Here is a 20,117-nt window from a genome sequence, read left to right as displayed (position 1 = left end):
TAAGCTTAAAAAAACCCGCCTCTGGCGGGTTTTTTTTGTTTGTGCGCCAGATATCAGCAGGCGGCCAGTTCATCCAGCAGGGGTACAATTTCTTCTTTGAGATCCAGGAAGTCCAGATCACACAGGCCGAGAAACGCCAGTACCGGTTTGAGCTCAAACAAGGTCTCTTCCGTGTCGTTAAGGCGCCAGTACGTGCGGTAAGCGGCACTGATTTCTTTGGCCAGTAATAATGTGCACAATTGTTTGCGCATATCTTCGTGCTCGTCATTTTTCTGTTTGAGCACATCCAGATAATTAGCCTGCCCGGCGATGGCCAAATGGGTATCTTCCGGGATAAACCAGTTGCGGGCCAGCGCGGCCCCCACCTGAAAATGACTGACACTGTAGAGCCGCAGCTGCGCTTTATGGATGTCCTGCAGGTCACTGCCATTGAGCTTACGCATCACGTCGAGAAAGTCATTCTTATAGGTCAGCATCAGGGGGATGCCGCAATCATGCAACATACCCAGAGTGTAGGCGTCGTCAGTTGTGATCATCTTATAGCGGCGGGCGAGCATCACCGCGATCTGTGCAACTTCTGTGGCAGTATCCCAGAAACGCTCCAGGCGAATATGGGCCGGAAAACTGTTTTTCAGAGCGGCTATCTGCACCACGGAATATACTTTTTTGAGCCCGAGCATATTGACGGCGTGCTCAATCGATTTGATCTTCGTTGCGGGGCCTATTGCAGGGCTGTTAACTGTCGATATCACTGACGAAAACAAAGCTACATCAGAGCGCAATACCCGATATACATGCTCAAGATCCACATCATCAGATTTAAGTGCTTTGGCGATTGTTACAAGTGCTTCCGGGCGGGGGGGAAGGCTGATGGGGATCTTTCTTTTCATATGGGAGCGGATCGCTCTGCTACTTCTGGACTGAAGCACATTTGTATCACTCCGGATACTCAGTTTAAAGCGTTTGGCTACCCATGTTGACAGTCTGAAGTTGTATTGAAAATGACGTTATCTGTTCATATAAACGGCTGTTTTGTGCAAAAAACGTACATTATGAACAAGTGTTTAGACAACTTTCCAGTGGTTTCGGAAAGTGCGACGCTCCGGATTGACATACCGCAAAGAAGTTGCCTTTTTACTGGCGCAGAATGAACACAGAAGGACGATTCTGAACAATACTTTGACCGGCCGGGCAATATGAGAGCCCTGTGTTTTACGGAAAATATTTTCAGGTGTGATTATGAAAGTGCACCCCTGTGTGCTGACCGGAGTGTCTGATTTAGATGATGAACTGTTCTGATGCCGTGTTTGAACCGGAAATCTGTAAACGGCTGATTGCTGAAACACCGATGTCGGTGATGGTGACTGACAGCAATCTGCGGATTATTCAGGTAAATAAATCATTTGTAGATACAACCGGTTACTCTCCTGCTGAGGCGATCGGTCAGACCCCGCGACTGCTGAGTTCTGAGCGGCATGACATGCATTTTTATGAAGCTATGTGGCATTCAATACTCGATACCGGGCAATGGCAGGGGGAGATCTGGAACCGCCGGAAAGACGGAGAAGTTTATCCTGAGTGGCTGAATATCAATGTGATACGCGATGATGACGGGGCCGTGAGTCACTATGCCGGTGTTTTTTCGGATATCAGTGCATACGACAATTCCCGCAAGCGACTTCATCACATGGCGCACTATGATGCTCTGACAGGGCTGGCTAACAGAGTGCTGTTATATGACCGCTTAGGGCAGGCAATAGAAAAGGCCCGTCGTGACAAAGCCATGCTGGCGGTTATGTTTATCGATCTGGATCATTTTAAACGGGTAAATGACAGTCTGGGACACAGGGCCGGGGACCGGGTGCTGAATGCGGTGGCAGAAACGCTCAGGCAGCAGGTCAGGCAGTCTGATACGGTTGCCCGGATTTCCGGTGATGAGTTTGTGGTTGTGTTCTCAGATATTCAGGCAGTTGAGCATTTGGCCCGGGTGGCCGGAAAAATGGTTGACGCACTGGAGCAGCCTTTTGATATTACCGGAGAGCCTGCTGTGCACGTCAGCGCAAGTATAGGGGTCAGTGTTTTCCCCATGGATGGTGAAAATGCAGAGTCACTGCTTCAGCACGCTGATATTGCCATGTATAAAGCAAAAGAAAGCGGCCGTAACAGTTTCATGTTTTATACCGATCAGATGGGCAAGGTACTGCAGGAGCATCTGCTGCTTGAGCGGGATTTGCGTAAAGCGCTGGATAACCGGGAGCTGACGGTTGTGTATCAGCCACAGGTATGTGTACAGGATCACAGGATAACCGGATTTGAAGTTTTGTTACGCTGGTACCATCCGTTGCGGGGCTGGATTTCACCGGCAGTTTTTATTCCGATTGCTGAAAATGCCGGTCTGATCTCGGTATTAACACGCTGGGTATTTACGACTGCCTGTATGCAGTTAAAAGACTGGCACCAGCGGTTTGATCAGAATCTAAAGATGGCGGTGAATATTTCAGGTAAGCAGTTTAAGCTGGGCCGTCTTGATGAAGAAATACTGGGAATCATCCAGTCAACTGGCGTGGCAGCTGACCGGATAGAACTTGAACTGACGGAAACATCGCTGATCGATAATGTGGATAAAGCAACTGAGATGCTGAACAGTATTCGTGAGCACGGGGTGTGTCTGGCCATTGATGATTTTGGCACCGGATATTCGTCACTGAATTATCTGAAGATGTTTGATGTGGATAAACTGAAGATTGACCGCTCTTTTGTGCAGGCTTTGTTTAACGGCAAAAGTGATTCTGAGATTGTGACGGCGATTATCGGTATGGCAAATAACCTGAATATTGCCGTGATTGCTGAAGGTGTTGAAACGAAAGAACAGTTACTTTTCCTGCAGGAAAGGGGGTGTGATGAAATTCAGGGGTATTACTTCAGCACCCCTGAATCACCGGCGGTTATTGCACAGTTGCTTGAGCCGCCTCTGCAGGAACAGAATTAACCGGCGAGGCTTAATGGCTGGGAATGTGCTGCGTGCTTAACGGATGTGCGTTTGTGGTGCATATAACTCTGCAGCAGGCGACCGGTTATACAGTTGAAACAGCCGTCACTCTGACGTTGACACAGGCTGCTGGCACAGGCCATGAGCAGCAGATCATGAGACAGACGTGAAAGCGTGCTGCGGTCCGTGCTGTGCAATTCTGTGAGCGTGATAATACCGTCATCAAAGAGATGCTGAACGGCTTCACCCTGCCAGCAGGCGATAAGCTGGCCGGTAATTGAGTTTGTCAGGCTTATACTGGGATGTTCAGTATTCAGCCAGGCATTAATGGCCAGTGCTGTCATCGTTATTCCTTTTTTTCTAAATGATAATGGTTCTCATTATCTATAAATAATCCCGCTATGCAAGCAGAAATTCACTTTTCGGAACCCACAGGTGAATTTGCAGTCAGAGAATTAACCCTGCGAGGGTGAGCCGACGTACGTCGACGAGAGGAACAATCTATGACGAACCTGATACGTGCGGCACTGCTGGCGTTTGGCGTCCTGATGCTGAGCAGTGTTGCCCAGGCTGCTCAGTTAAAACAACCGGTGCCGGCTCCGGCGCTGACTCAGACCGATCCCCAGGCATGGTTAAACAGTCCGCCGTTAAGTCTGGAAGATTTACGGGGTAAGGTTGTTCTGCTGGATTTCTGGACATTTGACTGTTGGAACTGTTACCGGTCTTTTCCCTGGCTAAACAGCCTTGAGGAAACGTTTGCCGGCGATGACTTTACCGTGCTGGGTATCCATACCCCCGAGTTTGAGCATGAGAAAGTGCGTGACAATGTTGCAGAGAAAATCGCAGAATTTAAACTGCATCACCCGGTCATGATGGATAATGACTTTGCCTATTGGCGGGCCATGGGCAACCGTTACTGGCCGGCATTCTATATCCTGGATAAACAGGGGCGGGTACGTTCAGTCTATATTGGGGAAACCCACGCCAATACTGGCCAGGCAAATGCCATTGAAGCGGATATCCGTAAGCTGCTGGCAGAAAGCTAACACCGGGTATCTGATTGTGAAAAAGGCCACTTTAAGTGGCCTTTTTCTATGCAGTGATCAGCTTTGTTTTTCCCGCATGACGCAAAATACCCGGAAGCCATAAATCATAAACAGGCAGTTCAGAAAGCCAAAGAAGATATCCTGAAGTGAGCGTACTATCAGAGAATCAATGCCGATGGTGCTGAATAGCCAGCTAACGGTAACGTTTGCGCCGGTGATGAGTACAAACAGGCAGGCCAGTCCGGTGAGTAAATCCCAGAAGTACTCACGGGTTGTTTCCCAGCTGTCTTTCATGGCTTCCAGCGGCGAAGATTTTTCCAACATGCAGTGGTAGTCCGCAAAGGACCAGCGTACCGTCAGATACAGACCCGGAATAATGAACATCATCAGGCCCAGTACAATGCCTGCTCCGGAAATAAAATACGTCAGGAACAGAGACCCCCAGCGGGAAAGGCTCAGTTGAAGTGCCTGAAAAGCAGTCAGGGGACGATCCTGAACAACAGAGTTCAGGTAGGCAATGGTCGCGCCCCAATAAAGTGGCAGAAACAGCAGGCTGACCAGTGACAGCATCATGACAGACGGGTCTATTCCCTGCTGCTCGCCGTCCAGTGAACTGAGAACGATGGTGCCGATAATGTTAAGTATGATAATAAACGGCAGCTGTATCTTCATGATGGCAGTCAGATTCATTTTGAAGAAGAACCAGGTTTGCTTGAGATAGGTTAAAGCCATCTTAATTCCTGAAATAAAAGAGTGATTAATGTTTAGGTTTAGCCAGTAAGACCAGTTTGAAACTGCCATTATCGGCAATTGTTTCAACCCTATCAAAATGTACACTTGCTTTGCGTTCAAGTGGGATATGTAAGTTCACTACAAAGGCCGCAATGCCATCATTTTCCAGACGGCGACGGGTTGCCCTGAGGAAGGTGTCAGTTAGGTCTCCGACAACACTGAAACCCTGATGGAACGGCGGATTACAGATAACCATCGGGAAACGGTCTGAAATACCTTCAGCACAGTTGGCCGGGATCACTTCGCCGTTTATGTTATGCCGGCTAAAGTTTTCCTCACAGGCCAGCAGGGCGGTTGCATTGTTATCTGTGGCGGTGACAAAGCAGTCGTCGCTGGAACAATTCATGGCCAGATAACCGTAGCCGCATCCCAGGTCCAGGATACGGTTTGGGGATTGCTTAAGACGTTCAGTAAAGAGTGACAGCTGTTCAATCAGAAACTCGCTGCCCTTATCAATTTTGTTCCAGCCAAATACGCCGGGCTTGCTTGAGTATGCATAGTTCGCATCGCTGGCAATGTCGCGTAACTGGACGTAATCCTGATCGTCGAGTAATTCCGTGTCGCAATCATCAGGGCGTGTCAGGATGCCCATCCAGGTATTCTTATCGGATTTGGCTGTCTGAAGCTGACCATCAAAACGCTTCTTGGCTTTATCCAGATAGGTTTTAATCCCTTCGTTCTTCAAGCCGGCAATGAACAGTTGTCCGTCAGGCTTCAGCAGACGGATGGCCTGATTGATAACATGGTGAACAATCGGTTTTTCTTTGGATACACGATAAATAAGTGTATCAATGCTGCCATCCGTATATCCGGAGAAGTCAAAGTCGGTAAAGCGGCATTGCCAGCCCTGTTCTGTAAGTGTATCGGTCAGATCAATACGGTTACTGATCACGGTAATATTGGCACGTGGTGTGATACCCAGTTCCGGCTGGAGGGCATTTTCGTCGGCAATCCACAGGGTCGTGCCTTTGGCCTGAGCCAGCTCCGGCCGTAGCAGATCAAATGCAAAGTCTTTCATCAGATACTTGCAACCTCTTCTGCAGTCAGGAAGCGGAATTCACCGGGCTCCAGGTCTTCATCAAGGATGATGCCGCCAATGCTTTCCCGGTGCAGAGCCGCCACTTTATTGCCCATGGCTGCAAACATGCGTTTCACCTGGTGGTAACGGCCTTCCTGCAGGGTTACCCGGGCATGGCAGTCATCAAGTTGTTCAAGCGTTGCCGGTAATGTTGGCTGGTCTTCGTTGCGCAACATGATGCCTTCGGCAAAAGCCGGAGCCGTTTCCGGGCTGATCGGATCTTCAGTGGTAACCAGATATACTTTATCGCAGCTGCGGCGCGGAGATGTAACCCGGTGGGACCACTGGCCGTCATCAGTAATCAGCACCAGGCCTGTTGTGTCGATATCCAGGCGCCCTGCCGGATGCAGGTTCTTGATGTTTTCCAGATTCAACAGGTCAATGACCGTTGGGTGTTCCGGATCTTCCGTGGCGCAAATAGTATCCTGAGGCTTGTTTAACATCAGATAACGGGGGCCTGGTGGCGGGATTTCCCGGCCGTCCAGCAGGACAAGGTCACCGGACTTTACCTGAAAACCGTGGTCCTGATTGACCGTATCATTGATCTGCACCTTCTGACTCTTGATGAGGCGTTTGACCTGGCTGCGGGGCAGGCCGGTTGCCTGGCTGAGATATTTGTCGAGTCGCATTATCTGAATGGTTACCGCTGTAATGGATAAAGGCGGAATTATACCTCAGTCTTGGTCCTCAGTTGTATGGCTGAATCATGCAAAAGCTTTCGGATTGAGCTAATATAGCGGCCCATTTAATAACCGATTCTGTGTGAACCGACGTGAAGCTGTTTGTTGATAACTTAACCAATGTTGATTTTTCCTATCTGGATGCCCGTCGGGGCTTGCTGGGTGAGTCCTGGCTTGTGCAACTGGTGCTGGATGGCAGCCTCAATGAACAAGGGATGATTTGCGACTTCGGGATCGTTAAGAAAGCGGTGAAGCGCTGGTTTGATGACTGTATTGACCATGCTCTGGTTGTGCCGACGGGAATGAATGATCTGATCTTGCAGCAAGATTTGCAGCAAACGGAAGTTGCCTGGAAGTACCCCGACGGTGAAACCTTTTACTGCCGTTCACCCCGTCAGGCGATCGTTCTGGTTGAGCTGGACAGCGTTACGCCTGAAGGGCTGGCCCGCTGGTGTAAAGATCAGTTACTGGCTTTATTTCCGGATGAAGTACAGGGGCTGGAAATCAGTTTCGTCCCTGAGAGTATTCCGGGGGCGTACTACCACTATAGCCATGGTTTGCAGCAGCATGACGGCAACTGTCAGCGCATTGCACACGGACACCGTTCCCGTATAGAGATTTTCCTTAATGGTCAGCGTGCCCCTGAAGAAGAGGCCCGTTGGGCGGAAACGCTGCGCGATATTTATATCGGTACCCGCAGTCACTTACAGAATGGCGAAGGCGCAGAACATCATTACCGGTACGATGCGCCGCAGGGTGAGTTTGAGATTAAGCTGCCAGCCAGCCGTTGCCACCTGATGGATACTGAAACTACGGTTGAGCAGATCGCCTGTCATCTGGCGGAGCAGGTGAAACAGACTAATCCTGACTCAAATGTGATGGTGAGGGCGTTTGAAGGTGTGGGTAAAGGCGCGATTGCCACTGCTTAGGTAGGTTCGGTTTAAGCGTAAAAAAAGCTGCCATTGGCAGCTTTTTTGTGTCCCGTCGATAAGGTTGTTACTGACGCATGGCGGCCTGTTTCAACGCGTAAAGCTGTTCCAGCGCCTCTCTGGGTGACAGATCATCCGGGTTAAGCTCCTGCAGTGATGTCAGGGCCGGGTGAGGTGTCGGTGCAAAAAACAGGTCTTCCTGCATCGGCGGGGTCTGGCGCTTATGTTCACTGTGGCCGGCATCATCTTCCAACTGGACCAGTTTCTGTTTGGCGCGGTGAATGACATGCTGAGGTACGCCCGCAAGCTGTGCCACCTGTAAGCCGTAACTCTGGCTGGCCGGTCCTTCCTGAACTTCGTGCATGAAGACGATATGATCCTTATGTTCCATGGCCGTTAAATGCACGTTAAAGACCGCCTGACTGAGTTCCGGTAATACCGTCAGCTCAAAGTAATGGGTGGCAAACAATGTTAAGGCTTTCACCTCATTCGCCAGATACTCTGCGGCCGCCCAGGCCAGTGATAAACCGTCGAAGGTACTCGTGCCACGGCCGACTTCATCCATCAGCACCAGGCTGTGTTCGGTAGCGTTATGCAGAATATTAGCGGTTTCGGTCATTTCAACCATGAAAGTTGAACGCCCGCCAGCCAGATCGTCAGAAGACCCCATGCGGGTAAAGATCCGGTCAACCAGGCCAATGGTTGCCGCTGTTGCCGGTACATAGCTGCCGATATGTGCCAGCAGGGTGATCAGGGCTGTCTGACGCATGTACGTAGACTTACCGCCCATGTTCGGGCCGGTGATAATCAGCATCTGTCGCTGCGGTGACAGGGTGAGATTATTGGCGACAAAGGGTTCATTCAGTACATTTTCCACCACCGGGTGACGCCCTTGATGTATCTCGATAAGCGGCTTATCGATCAGGGCAGGGGCGACAAACTCGAGGCTATCTGCCCGTTCAGCAAGGTTGCTCAGCACATCCAGTTCGGACAGCGCCTGAGCGCTGTCCTGCAGGGGCGCAAGGTGTTCAGCCAGTTGCTCAACCAGTGCTTCGTAAAGGGCTTTTTCACGGGTCAGTGCACGGCTCTTGGCGCTCAGAGCTTTGTCTTCAAATTCTTTCAGTTCCGGGGTGATATAACGTTCAGCATTTTTAAGAGTCTGGCGACGAATATACTCCGCAGGCATATCGATTGCCTGAGATTTACTGACTTCAATGAAGTATCCGTGTACCCGGTTGTAGCCTACTTTCAGGGTGGATATATCGGTGCGTTCCCGCTCTCTCTGTTCCAGCTCGACCAGATAACTGCCGGCGTTCTCGCTTAAACCGCGCAGTTCATCCAGTTCGCTGTCGTAGCCCTTGGCGATGACGCCACCGTCTCTGATAACCACCGGCGGATTTTCAATAATGGCCGTTTGTAGCAGGGTACAGAGTTCCGGGAACTCACTGGCACTGTCTGACAGTTCGCTCAGGCGTACCGGACGGTTATCTGACAGCAATTGCTGAATTTCCGGCAGAGTCTCAAAGGCATTTTTAAGACGTTCAAGGTCACGTGGGCGCGCAGAGCGCAGAGCGATACGCGCCAGTACCCGTTCAATATCACCGATCTGCTTCAGAAAAGGAGACAGTTGCTCGAACCGGTAGTTATCCATCAGCCACTGAATGGCGGCCTGTCTGCCGAGTAAAGTGTTATGGCAACGCAAGGGACGGTTAAGCCAGCGCCGTAACATCCGGCTGCCCATGGGGGTAGCGGTTTTATCAATGACTGAGGCCAGAGTGTTTTCTTTTCCGCCGGCAAGATTGATGTCTATTTCAAGGTTTTTACGGGTAGCTGCATCCAGAATGACGCTCTCGTCCCGTTGTTCCAGAATCAGGCGGCGAATATGGGGCAGGCTGGTGCGCTGAGTATCTTTCGCATATTGCAGCAGACAGCCGGCAGCACCCAGTGCCAGCGGTACATGTTCGCAGCCAAATCCGGTCAGGTCCTGTGTCTGAAACTGCTGGCATAAAAGGCGCTCAGCGGTTTCCAGTTCAAAATGCCACGGCGCCTGGGGGCGTAAGCCTTTATAGCCCTGAAGCTGTTCACTCAGGGTAACGGTATCGTTATAAAGGATTTCTGCCGGTTTCAGGCGTTCCAGCTCTCCCAGTAATGCTTCATCGCCAGATATTTCCAGCAGGCTGAAACGGCCACTGCTTATATCAACAATGGCAATACCATAGCTGGACTGCTGGTGGTTAATGGCCACGAGCAGGCTTTCACGGCGCTCATCCAGCAACGCTTCATCACTGATCGTACCGGGTGTAACGACACGCATGACTTTACGTTCAACCGGGCCTTTGCTGGTGGCCGGATCGCCTACCTGTTCACAGATTGCAACGGACTCGCCGGCGCGAACAATTTTGGCAATATATCCATCGGCAGAATGAAACGGGATACCTGCCATAGGGATTGGATTGCCACCACTTTTGCCACGGGCTGTTAATGATATATCTAACAGTTGCGAAGCTTTTTTAGCATCGTCGTAAAACAACTCATAAAAATCTCCCATGCGGTAGAACACTAACTGATTCGGGTGTTCTGCCTTGATGCTCAGGTATTGCTGCATCATGGGGGTATGTGTTGTTTTTGCCGGGGCTGAATGTTCTTTAAGTGTGGTCATTAAAAGGCTTTTAATCTTAATTAAACAGTGTGTTACTGAGTGTTCAGGCTGTCCTGTCCGGGGCGGAACAGCCTGCGGCATCCAGAGATTATAAAGTTGACGGGGCGTATTATAAGTCCCCGGCAGTCATTATTTTAGTGTTGAAAGACTCTGTTTTAACCGGATCATCGACGAAATTATCCGGTGAAACAGGCAGTCGCCCAAACCAGTAAGTGAAAGCGAAACAGCATACCTTATAAACCTCTAACAGTTAAAAGTTTCCGGGTTTACGTGAAGGGTTGAGTTTGTAAACCGCAGATGACGTTATATACGCTTTCACTCCGGTCTGATGCTTATCTTTACTGGCACCGGATCCCGGTAATTGCCTTTAAAAGCATGCGGTTAAGCATCATGTTTACCCGGGGCCTATCTCAGATGTTCTTTCAGTGCTGCCCAGATCTGATGCAGATCTACCCCGGTTTCTTCTGCGACCTGAAGAAATTTATGGCGTTCGTCTATCCCGGACAGTGTATTCCATTTCGCCCATATGATGTGTTCTGTTGATTCATCACATTGTCGGGGGCGTCCGTTAGACGTACCGCCGATGTTTAGCAGTTTTCTCCGGTGGGAAAATTCAGCGGCGTGTAATCCAAATAAGCGACGCATAAGGCATAACGGAGCACCCAGCAGCAGGTAATTATCTTCAAGTCTGCGCAGTTCTTCTAACTCCCTGACTTCTTCTATCTTTTGGCGCAGGCTGTCAATGTCCAGTTGAATGAATATGTATTGTTCAGCTTTCTCGACCAGGAACCGTTGTTGTCCAAGTGTTAAGCTGGACAGGAAAAACTGTTCGTTATTACTGAGAGACGTAAGTTCGTCCGGTGCAGTGTATGAACGTTCTATTTCTATGAGCAGGCTTTGTGCAGCAGCCTGGCAAAGGTGTTTATGTGTACGTGACATTTTATGGGGCCTCCTTACTCCTTAAGTGTCTCGGTATACAGTTACAGAAGTATTGTCTTCTACTGTTTGTCGTTTGCTTCAAATAACGGGAATATGTCTTCTGTACCTTTTATGAATCCCTGCAGGTCGTTGATATTAATAATCCGGTTTTTTCTTGTCTGTAAGTGTTAACGCTGCCGATATTGCAGGGGACGTTTTATCCGTGCAATTCTTTACTGTGCTGCAGAGATGATTTTATCTTTGGATAAATATGTTCAACGTGTGATTGGTGGTCGGTGAGGCGGTGGAATAAGCAAACTTATAAGTGCATTCTTAACCGGGTAGGGTGAAAAATAGAAACAATCATCATGATCCCGTAATGCGTGTTGGGTAATTAAAAGAATAGATGGTTCTGCAGTTATACAGGCATAGTTACTGCAGGCGCTCTGTGTGTCCGGTGAGTTTTTCTTTTGTGGCGTGCAGCGACTGATTGAGTCATCCTGCTGATCAGAAGTATACAAAGGCTGAGACAGGTTTTCCGTCCTTTGAGTTGCAACGGCATCTGCGCCGTATGCTAGTACCGGTAACGTCAGAAGTTGTATGAGCAGGGTGGTTGCTGCCAGCAACAAGCGAGTCTTGATCATGAGGTGTTATATTCAGTTGTTCACGCCATTTTAAGAGTAAGGCCTGACTTATATTACCGTGCTTAGCAGGCTGGATGTTGTTTTGTATTGTGTTACGTAAAATTAATTTACCCTGTTTTACAGAAAGTTTGCAACCGATTATGTGAATTAATGCTTATGGGTCAGATGATTTAATAAAATATCCCGATGATAAGTATGAAGCTGAAAATTATGTAGTGCAGTATTTTCTATTATCAATATCGTTCTCAGCTGTTTTTATTAATGAGTGTTCAGGGTTTTGTAGCACGTTTTTTAATATTACCATTCAATATTTTTATTGTTTTACATATATTGCGTGCTTCAATTGTTTTAAGTTCATGTAGCCAATCTTTTAATTAGAACTTTTCTTTTTGTGTATAAGGTTTTTTACTTTTCAAACTGGGCAATTAAGGCTTAATTCAGCCTCTGTTGTTAGATTGACGGTCTGTCAGGGTGGAGTTCTCCCCCTTTTTTAACATAATTTTTCTGGGCGATGGATTGCCGGATAGTACCTCTGTGCATGTAAAACGGAGGATGCATTGAATACACCTGCTGTGCAGCAAGTATTCTTACCTACATACAACCAAGGAATGGAAATGGCTAATCAAGATATTAACAACGTCACGGGTCGGTTTTTACCCGACAGTATCGGGCAGCAGGCTGCCAGTTCATCTGAATATACCTACAGAGTTCAAGAAAACGAAACCGGTGCTCACATTAAAGAGTTTGGTGTGGCCGATCCTGACTTTGATCAGGAGCATATTTTCAGTGTCGATGATGACCGGTTTGAGTTCGTTGATAATCTGTTGAAGCTCAAAGATGAATATAGTCTTGATTATGAAGAGGCCGCATCGGTACCCCTGATCATTACGGTGACTGATTCTGGTGGTTTAACCAGTCAGAGTAATATCCGGGTGGAGGTTCTCAATGCCGGTGAGCCTATAGATTCCGGGTTGACAAATATTACCCCGTCAACAGCGCCTGTACCTGAAGATACTGTCATTGGAGGGGCTGTCGGTTTGCAGGTGAAGGCCGTTGATCCTGATGGTGATGCCGTCCGTTATGAGATGATCGACAGTGCAGGTGGTTTGTTTGCTGTTGATGAAGTGACCGGCGTGGTAACAGTCGCGGCCCCCCTGGATTATGAGACAGCAAGCTCATATGTGGTAGTCATTCGGGCCATATCTGAAGACGGCTCATCCGTAGACAACGAATTTCTTATCGAGATCGGTGATGTTGATGAAGTGATATCTGTCAGCCCGGTAGGTGATAGCAATACCGATGACAATGCTGTTGAGGAAAATGCGGCAATTGGTACCGGAGTGGGTATCACCGCCAGCGCTGGCGCAGGCCCGGATGACAGCGTTACCTATGCGCTGACCGATGATGCCGGCGGGCGTTTTGCTATCAATTCGCAAACCGGTGAAATTACAGTTGCCGGTGAACTGGACTACGAAACGGCCAGCAGCCATACAATCAGGGTGCAGGCAACTGCCAGTAACGGCACGGTCAGTGAAGATGTTTTTACGGTGACCGTTAACGATGTGGATGAGATTGTACCGGTTAGCCCGGTAATTGATGTTGATATTAGTGAGAATGCTGTCAGTGAAAATACCGCCGTTGGCACGGCGGTTGGCGTCATAGCCGCTGCAAGCGCAGGCCCCGGCGAAACAGTTACTTTCAGCCTGGTAGATGATTCAGAAGGCCGTTTTGCGATTAATCCGGAAACCGGAGAGGTTACGGTTGCCGGTGAGCTGGACTACGAAACGGCCAGCATTCACACCGTTCGTGTACAGGCAACCGCCAGTAACGGCACGGTCAGTGAAACAAGCTTTATGATTGCCGTAAATGATGTCAATGAAACCGTACCTGTCAGTTTGGTTGTTGATAACGATACCGCTGAAAACACCGTGGATGAAAACAGTGCAGTTGGTGCGGGTGTAGGTATTGTCGCCAGTGCGACCGCTGGCCCGGATGACAGCATTACCTATGCGCTGATCGATGATGCCGGCGGGCGTTTCGCTATTAATCCGCAAACCGGAGAAGTTACTGTTGCCGGTGAACTGGACTACGAAACGGCCAGTAGCCACACCGTTCGTGTACAGGCAACTGCCAGTAACGGAACGGTCAGTGAAGAAAGTTTCACAATTGCCGTTGGTAATACTAATGAAGCCCCGACTCTGACAGTAAACGGCCTGAGTGGTACAGAGACGGAAACCTTTGAAAACGGTGCCACTGGCTGGAGCGATAATACCGTGACAGATGGTGGAGCAGGCTTTAGTCATTTACTGGGGCGTTTTGGTGTTGGCGGGGCAGTGGAGAAAACCTTTGCAATTGACCCGGATGCGGATCAAGCCGTTATTGAATTTGATCTGTATGAACTCGACTCCTGGGATAATGAAAACTTCATCATTGAAATAGCAGGTGAGCAGGTAGAGATTCCACTGTACTTATACCGGGATGATGAGAACCGCGCGGGCACCTCAGGTAATGTCAGTTGGTCCTTGGAATCTCAGGGGCCGGGGGCCAGTTTAGGAGGTTCTTCCTGGGCGACGGATCAGATCCATAAAGTCCGTCTGGAGATAACGAACCCTGACAACAATGTGACACTGAAGCTAAGTAGTACGTTAGATGAAGTAGTTGATAATGAGTCCTGGGGTATTGATAACCTCAGTGTTCAGGGATTCGGTGCTTCAGGTAATCCGCTAACACTTGCGATTACTGAAGGAGTGGCCGGTGCAACGGTGGCTACGCTGACGGTACAGGACCCGGATGGTTCCGGTGTTGTGACGTATGCTGTGGATGATGACCGTTTCGAAGTTGTTGACGGCACTCTGAAGCTGAAGGCTGATCAGAGTCTTGACTATGAAACTGAAAGCTCAGTTACGTTAACCGTAAGAGTCACTGATGCCAGTGGATTAACCGATCAGCAAACACTGACTATAGGTATCATTGATGTCGACGAAACCGTCCCGGTAAGTTCGGTAACAGATGTCGAGTCTGTTGATAACTCAGTCGACGAGAACAGCGCGGTCGGTGCCGGTGTGGGTATTACTGCCAGCGCTAAAGCCGGTCCGGATGATACCGTCACCTATAGCCTTGTTAATGATGCGGACGGACGTTTCACCATTAACCCCCAGACCGGTGAAGTCACCGTTGCCGGCGAACTGGACTACGAAACGGCCAGCAGCCATACGATAACGGTGCAGGCAGCTGCCAGTAATGGCACGGTCAGTGAGGAAAGTTTCACGATCGCCGTTAGCGACACGAATGAAGCCCCGACTCTGACAGTGACAGGTCATAGTGGCTCAGTGACTGAAACCTTTGAAAACGGTGCTGCTGGCTGGAGTGATAATACCGTGACGGATGGTGGTGCTGGCTTCAGTAACTTCCTGGGGCGTTTTGGTGCCGGTGGTGCGGTGGAAAAAACCTTTGCGGTTGATCCGGATGCGGATAAAGCCGTCGTTGAGTTCGATCTGTACGAGATTGACTCCTGGGATAGCGAACTGCTTCGCATTGATGTGGCAGGCCAGCGGATAGATTTATCGTTTAACTGGAAAGAAAATAACGAGTCGGTTGCCGGGGCTACCGGTAATGTTACCTGGTCGGTAGTGACGCAGGGGGCTGGAGCTGCACTGGGTGGTACTCAGGGAGCTTACTGGAGTGACAGTGATCAGATCCACCGGGTGCGTTTAGAAATAGACCAGCCGGAGTCAGACATTACGCTGAGACTGAGTGATACCCTGAATCAGGAAATCGCTGATGAATCCTGGGGCATCGATAACCTCAGTGTTCAGGGGCTGGACGCTTCAGGTGAGCCACTAACGCTTGCGATTACTGAAGGGATTGCCGGTGCAAAAGTGGCGACGCTGGAAGTGCAGGACCCTGATGGTTCCGGTGATATGACCTATGCCGTGGATGACGACCGCTTTGAAGTGGTGGACGGTACTCTGAAGCTGAAGGCTGATCAGACTCTTGACTATGAAACGGAAAGCTCTGTCACGTTAACCGTAACAGTCACTGACGCCAGTGGGTTAACTGATCAGCAAACACTTACTGTGAGTGTTATTGATGTGGATGAAACTGTCCCGGTTAGCACGGTAACAGATGTGGAGTCTGTTGATAATTCAGTTGACGAGCACAGCGCGGTTGGTACCGGTGTGGGTATTACTGCCAGCGCTACAGCCGGTCCGGACGATACCGTCAGCTATAGTCTTGTTGATGATGCGGACGGGCGTTTCGCCATTAATCCCCAGACCGGTGAAGTCACCGTTGCCGGGGATCTGGATTATGAAACGGCCAGCAGTCATACGATAACGGTGCAGGCAACTGCCAGTAATGGCACGGTCAGTGAAGAAAATTTCACAATCGCCGTTAGCGACACGAATGAAGCCCCGACTCTGACAGTGACAGGTAATAGCGGTTCAGTGACTGAAACCTTTGAAAACGGTGCCACTGGCTGGAGCGATAATACCGTGACGGATGGTGGTGCAGGCTTCAGTAATTTTCTGGGGCGTTTTGGTGCCGGAGGAGCGGTGGAAAAAACCTTTGCGGTTGATCCGGATGCGGAAAAAGCGGTCATTGAATTTGATCTTTATGAGATCGACTCCTGGGACAGTGAACTCTTCAAAATAGACGTTGCCGGTCAGCGGATTGAATTAACGTTTAACTGGAAAGAAAGTAACGAGTCGGCGGCAGGTGCTACCGGTAATGTTACCTGGTCTGTAGTGACGCAGGGCGAAGGTACAGCACTGGGTGGTACTGAGGGTATTTCCTGGAGTGACAGTGATCAGATTCACCGGGTGCGTTTAGAAATAGATCAGCCGGGATCAAGTATCACGCTGGGTTTGAGTGACACCCTGGATCAGGAAATCGCTGATGAATCCTGGGGTATTGATAACCTCAGTGTTCAGGGGCTCGATGCTTCAGGTAAGCCGCTAACGCTTGCGATTACTGAAGGGATTGCCGGTGTAACAGTGGCGACGCTGGAGGTAAAGGATCCTGATGGTGTGGGTGCTGTTACTTATGCTGTGGATGACGACCGCTTTGAAGTAGTGGAGGGTATTCTGAAGCTGAAAGCGGATCAGGCACTGGATTATGAAACAGAAAGCGCTGTCACATTAACCGTAACAGTCACTGACGCCAGTGGGTTAACTGACCAGCAAACATTAAAAATCGGTGTCATTGACGTGTATGAGACAGTACATGTCAGTGAAATAGAAGATACAGATACAACAGTTAATTCCGTGGATGAAAACAGTGCAACCGGTACCTCTGTTGGTATTACTGCCGCTGCATTTGCCGGTGTTGATGACACTGTTAGCTATAACCTGTTTGGGGATGCAGATGGTCGCTTCGCTATTAATTCGCAAACCGGTGAGATCACAGTGGCCGGCGAGCTGGATCATGAGTCCGGCAGCCGTTACACGGTTGGTGTACAGGCGATAGCCAGCAACGGTACAACCCGTGAAAAAGAGTTCTCGATTACCGTTAACGATCTGAATGAAGCGCCGGTGCTGACCGTTGTAGGGCAGTCTGGCAGTTCAGTGACTGAGAACTTTAATAATGGCGCAACCGGCTGGAGCCATAACACCATTACTGATGGTGGTGAGCACTTCGGTACTTTCCTTGGCCGGTTTGGTAATCAGAGCTTCTTTGCCGGCCCGGATGTGGTTGAGAAAACATTTGCGCTGGCAAGTGGTACAGAAGCAGCGGTTATTGAGTTTGATCTGTATGAAATCGACTCCTGGGATAATGAGAGCTTTATTATCGAGGTGGCCGGTGAGCAAATTCAAATCCCGTTATCTGTTCGCAGTGATGAACACGCATCTTCAGGTATACAGGGGAATGTTAGCTGGACGTTTACCCCTCAGGGGCCAAGCGATAATTTAGGATTTACATCTGCCTGGTATGTTGAGGGTACCGATCAGATTCATAAGATTCGCTTAGAAGTCCAGAATCCGGGCGATGTCCTTACTCTTAAGCTGACCAGCACGCTGGATGAAGCTATAGATAATGAATCCTGGGGAATTGATAACTTCAGCCTGACGTCACTGGACAGTACCGGTGGCCCGTTAACACAGTCTGTTCAGGAGGGCGTAGCGGGTGCAACAGTGGCTACGCTGGCGGTGCAGGATCCGGATGGTGCGGGTGCTGTTACTTATGCTGTGGATGACGACCGCTTTGAAGTAGTTGACGGCACTCTGAAGCTGAAAGCGGACCAGAGCCTCGATTATGAGACAGAAAGCTCTGTCACTGTGACGGTAACCGTCACCGATGCCGGTGGTTTAACTGATCAGCAAACGCTTACTATCGGAGTTGCTGATGTAGATGAAACCGTGCCGGTAAGCCCGGTGAATGATACAGATGCATTTGATAATTCTGTGAATGAAAACAGCGCGGCCGGCACCGGTGTGGGCATTACTGCCAGTGCTAAAGCCGGGCCGGATGACACCGTCAGCTATAGCCTTGTTGATGATGCAGACGGACGTTTCGCCATTAACCCTCAGACCGGTGAAGTAACTGTTGCCGGTGAACTGGATTACGAAACAGCCAGCAGCCATACGATAAAGGTGCAAGCGACAGCCAGTAACGGAACCGTCAGTGAAGAAAGTTTCACGATTGCTGTCAGTGATACCAATGAAGCGCCGACTCTGGTGGTCAGCGGCCAGGGTGGCTCAGTCACTGAAACTTTTGAAAACGGTGCTACTGGCTGGAGTGATAATACCGTAACGGACGGTGGTACAGGCTTCAGCCGTTTCCTGGGGCGTTTTGGCGCTGGTGGTGCGGTCGAAAAAACCTTTACTGTTGACCCTGGTGCAGATAAAGCGGTTGTTGAGTTTGATCTGTATGAAATCGACTCCTGGGATAATGAACTCTTCCATATAGAGGTGGACGGTCAGCAAATAGACGTTTCTTTAAGCTGGCTGCGTCAGGAGGAAAGTGCTTCAGGTGTATCAGGGAATGTAAGCTGGTCTCTGCTAACACAGGGGGCAGGTGCTGCTTTAGGCGGAAGTCATGGGTACTTCTGGTCTGATGATGATCAGATTCATAAGGTGCGTCTTGAAATAGACCAGCCGGGCACCGATGTGATCTTGCGCTTGAGTGACAGCTTAAATCCCGGCATCAGTGAAGGCATTGATGACGAGTCCTGGGGTATCGATAACCTCAGTGTTCAGGGGCTTGATGCCGCAGGTAATCCGTTAACGCTCGCGATACAGGAAGGTGTTACCGGTGCGGCGATTGCTACGCTGGCCGTGCAGGATCCGGATGCGGCAGATACGGCTACATACAGTGTGGATGATGGCCGTTTTGAAATTGTTGATGGCATTCTGAAGCTGAAAGCGGATCAGAGTCTGGACTATGAAACGGAAACCGCAGTGACCGTTACGGTAACGGTCACAGATGCTGGTGGAAAAACTGATCAGCAAACCCTGATCATTGGCGTGATTGACGTTGTTGAAGTCACACCGGTCAGCACTGTGGTGGATGTAGATACGGCTGATAACGCCGTAGATGAAAACAGTGTGGCAGGTACAACGGTTGGGATTATTGCTAATGCCAGCGCCGGGCCGGATGACAGTATTAGCTATGCGCTTGCTGATGATGCTGAAGGCCGTTTTGCTATCGATGCTCAAACCGGTGAAATTACAGTAGCCGGACCATTGAATTACGAGGCAAATAACAGCCATACCGTCCGGGTACAGGCGACGGCCAGCAACGGCACCGTTGAAGAGCAGGAATTTGACATCGCGGTACGGGACGTCAATGAACCGCCGGTGATTTTATTCGGCGATCAGGCCCTTGCGAGTGACTTTGCCGGGGTTCTGAGTGATGGCTCTGTTCCTGTGGCTGGTGATATCGGAGCTTCTGATAACACGGCTAATCTACAGCCATGGTCAGGAGAAGGTGCTGCTGATAACAGTATTGCCGGAATACCGGATGTTGCGGACCTGCTGGATGATGGTGAAAGTCATGATCTGGATGCACTGTTTGAGAAAACAGACGACAGTGCCCGGGAACAAACTGAAACTGGCAGCCGGCAGGGTAATATTCAGGAAGCCGTACAGCAACTGGATACCTCTGTTCAGTCGCCGCCATTAGAGACTTTTTCAGATCAGGATAGTTGGTTCTGACAGGACGTAATGAATCATGGCCAGCCCCGGGCTGGTCATGATTTGTAAGAGCTACACTCACCTTTTAGCCCTGTTTGTCAGGGCTTTTTTTGTTTCTGTTTATCGTTGGAGATGAACGGTTCTGCGTGACAGGTGTGACTGTAAAAGCGGGTCAGCATAAAACGGAAAACAGTACCTGTTGTTTTTCATAGGTTTATGTCTGCAAATTTTATGGAAATTTGTTATAAAT

The 20,117-nt window shown here is 49.6% G+C and carries 11 protein-coding genes; 4 read left to right on the top strand and 7 right to left on the bottom strand.

All coding sequences use genetic code 11. The features are described from left to right. Positions 1-53: 53 nt before the first annotated feature. A complete protein-coding gene (locus PCI15_RS20780; RefSeq protein ID WP_271271824.1) occupies positions 54-890 on the bottom strand; it encodes an HDOD domain-containing protein in 837 nt (278 codons plus the stop codon). Positions 891-1,282: 392 nt separating this feature from the next. Between PCI15_RS20780 and PCI15_RS20775 the strand changes: the two genes are divergently transcribed. Next, positions 1,283-2,989 carry a putative bifunctional diguanylate cyclase/phosphodiesterase gene (locus PCI15_RS20775; RefSeq protein ID WP_271271823.1) on the top strand — a complete coding sequence of 569 codons (1,707 nt, stop codon included), beginning with the start codon at positions 1,283-1,285 and terminating at the stop codon, positions 2,987-2,989. On the opposite strand, the gene PCI15_RS20770 is transcribed toward PCI15_RS20775, so the two are convergent. Next, positions 2,986-3,333 carry a hypothetical protein gene (locus PCI15_RS20770; protein ID WP_271271822.1) on the bottom strand — a complete coding sequence of 116 codons (348 nt, stop codon included), beginning with the start codon at positions 3,331-3,333 and terminating at the stop codon, positions 2,986-2,988. The two genes, PCI15_RS20775 and PCI15_RS20770, sit on opposite strands and share 4 nt — an antisense overlap. A gap of 159 nt (positions 3,334-3,492) precedes the next feature. On the opposite strand from PCI15_RS20770, the gene PCI15_RS20765 reads away from it, so the two are divergent. Next, positions 3,493-4,035: a redoxin domain-containing protein gene (locus tag PCI15_RS20765; RefSeq protein ID WP_271271821.1), complete on the top strand. Its 543-nt coding sequence runs from the start codon at positions 3,493-3,495 to the stop codon at positions 4,033-4,035. Positions 4,036-4,092: 57 nt separating this feature from the next. Here PCI15_RS20765 and PCI15_RS20760 read toward each other — a convergent pair whose 3' ends face one another. The 3 genes from PCI15_RS20760 to rsuA are packed head-to-tail and all read right to left on the bottom strand — an operon-like array spanning position 4,093 to position 6,534. Further along, positions 4,093-4,767, bottom strand: a complete 675-nt coding sequence (locus PCI15_RS20760) for a YciC family protein (protein WP_271271820.1) — start codon at positions 4,765-4,767, stop codon at positions 4,093-4,095. Between the two features lie 25 nt (positions 4,768-4,792). Continuing rightward, positions 4,793-5,845: a class I SAM-dependent methyltransferase gene (locus PCI15_RS23800; protein WP_271271819.1), complete on the bottom strand. Its 1,053-nt coding sequence runs from the start codon at positions 5,843-5,845 to the stop codon at positions 4,793-4,795. Continuing rightward, positions 5,845-6,534, bottom strand: a complete 690-nt coding sequence (rsuA, locus tag PCI15_RS20750) for a 16S rRNA pseudouridine(516) synthase RsuA (RefSeq protein ID WP_271271818.1) — start codon at positions 6,532-6,534, stop codon at positions 5,845-5,847. Before rsuA ends, PCI15_RS23800 begins: the two co-directional genes overlap by 1 nt. A gap of 143 nt (positions 6,535-6,677) precedes the next feature. Here rsuA and PCI15_RS20745 point away from each other — a divergent pair, with 143 nt between their 5' ends. After that, positions 6,678-7,514 carry a 6-carboxytetrahydropterin synthase gene (locus PCI15_RS20745; RefSeq protein WP_271271817.1) on the top strand — a complete coding sequence of 279 codons (837 nt, stop codon included), beginning with the start codon at positions 6,678-6,680 and terminating at the stop codon, positions 7,512-7,514. Positions 7,515-7,581: 67 nt separating this feature from the next. Here PCI15_RS20745 and mutS read toward each other — a convergent pair whose 3' ends face one another. Both mutS and PCI15_RS20735 read right to left on the bottom strand, forming a co-directional pair. Next, positions 7,582-10,173 (bottom strand): DNA mismatch repair protein MutS, encoded by a 2,592-nt coding sequence (mutS, locus tag PCI15_RS20740; RefSeq protein ID WP_271271816.1) that lies wholly within the window; start codon positions 10,171-10,173, stop codon positions 7,582-7,584. Positions 10,174-10,578: 405 nt separating this feature from the next. Continuing rightward, a complete protein-coding gene (locus PCI15_RS20735) occupies positions 10,579-11,112 on the bottom strand; it encodes an STY4526/YPO1902 family pathogenicity island replication protein (protein ID WP_271271815.1) in 534 nt (177 codons plus the stop codon). A 1,237-nt stretch (positions 11,113-12,349) separates the two neighbouring features. Here PCI15_RS20735 and PCI15_RS20730 point away from each other — a divergent pair. Further along, a complete protein-coding gene (locus PCI15_RS20730; RefSeq protein ID WP_271271814.1) occupies positions 12,350-19,888 on the top strand; it encodes a cadherin repeat domain-containing protein in 7,539 nt (2,512 codons plus the stop codon). The last annotated feature ends 229 nt before the right edge of the window (positions 19,889-20,117 follow it).

The sequence above is a fragment of the Aliamphritea hakodatensis genome, assembly GCF_024347195.1.
Taxonomy (GTDB): domain Bacteria; phylum Pseudomonadota; class Gammaproteobacteria; order Pseudomonadales; family Balneatricaceae; genus Amphritea; species Amphritea hakodatensis.
The sequence above is the reverse complement of the archived record's forward strand: the minus strand, read 5'-3'. Positions and strand labels throughout refer to the sequence as shown.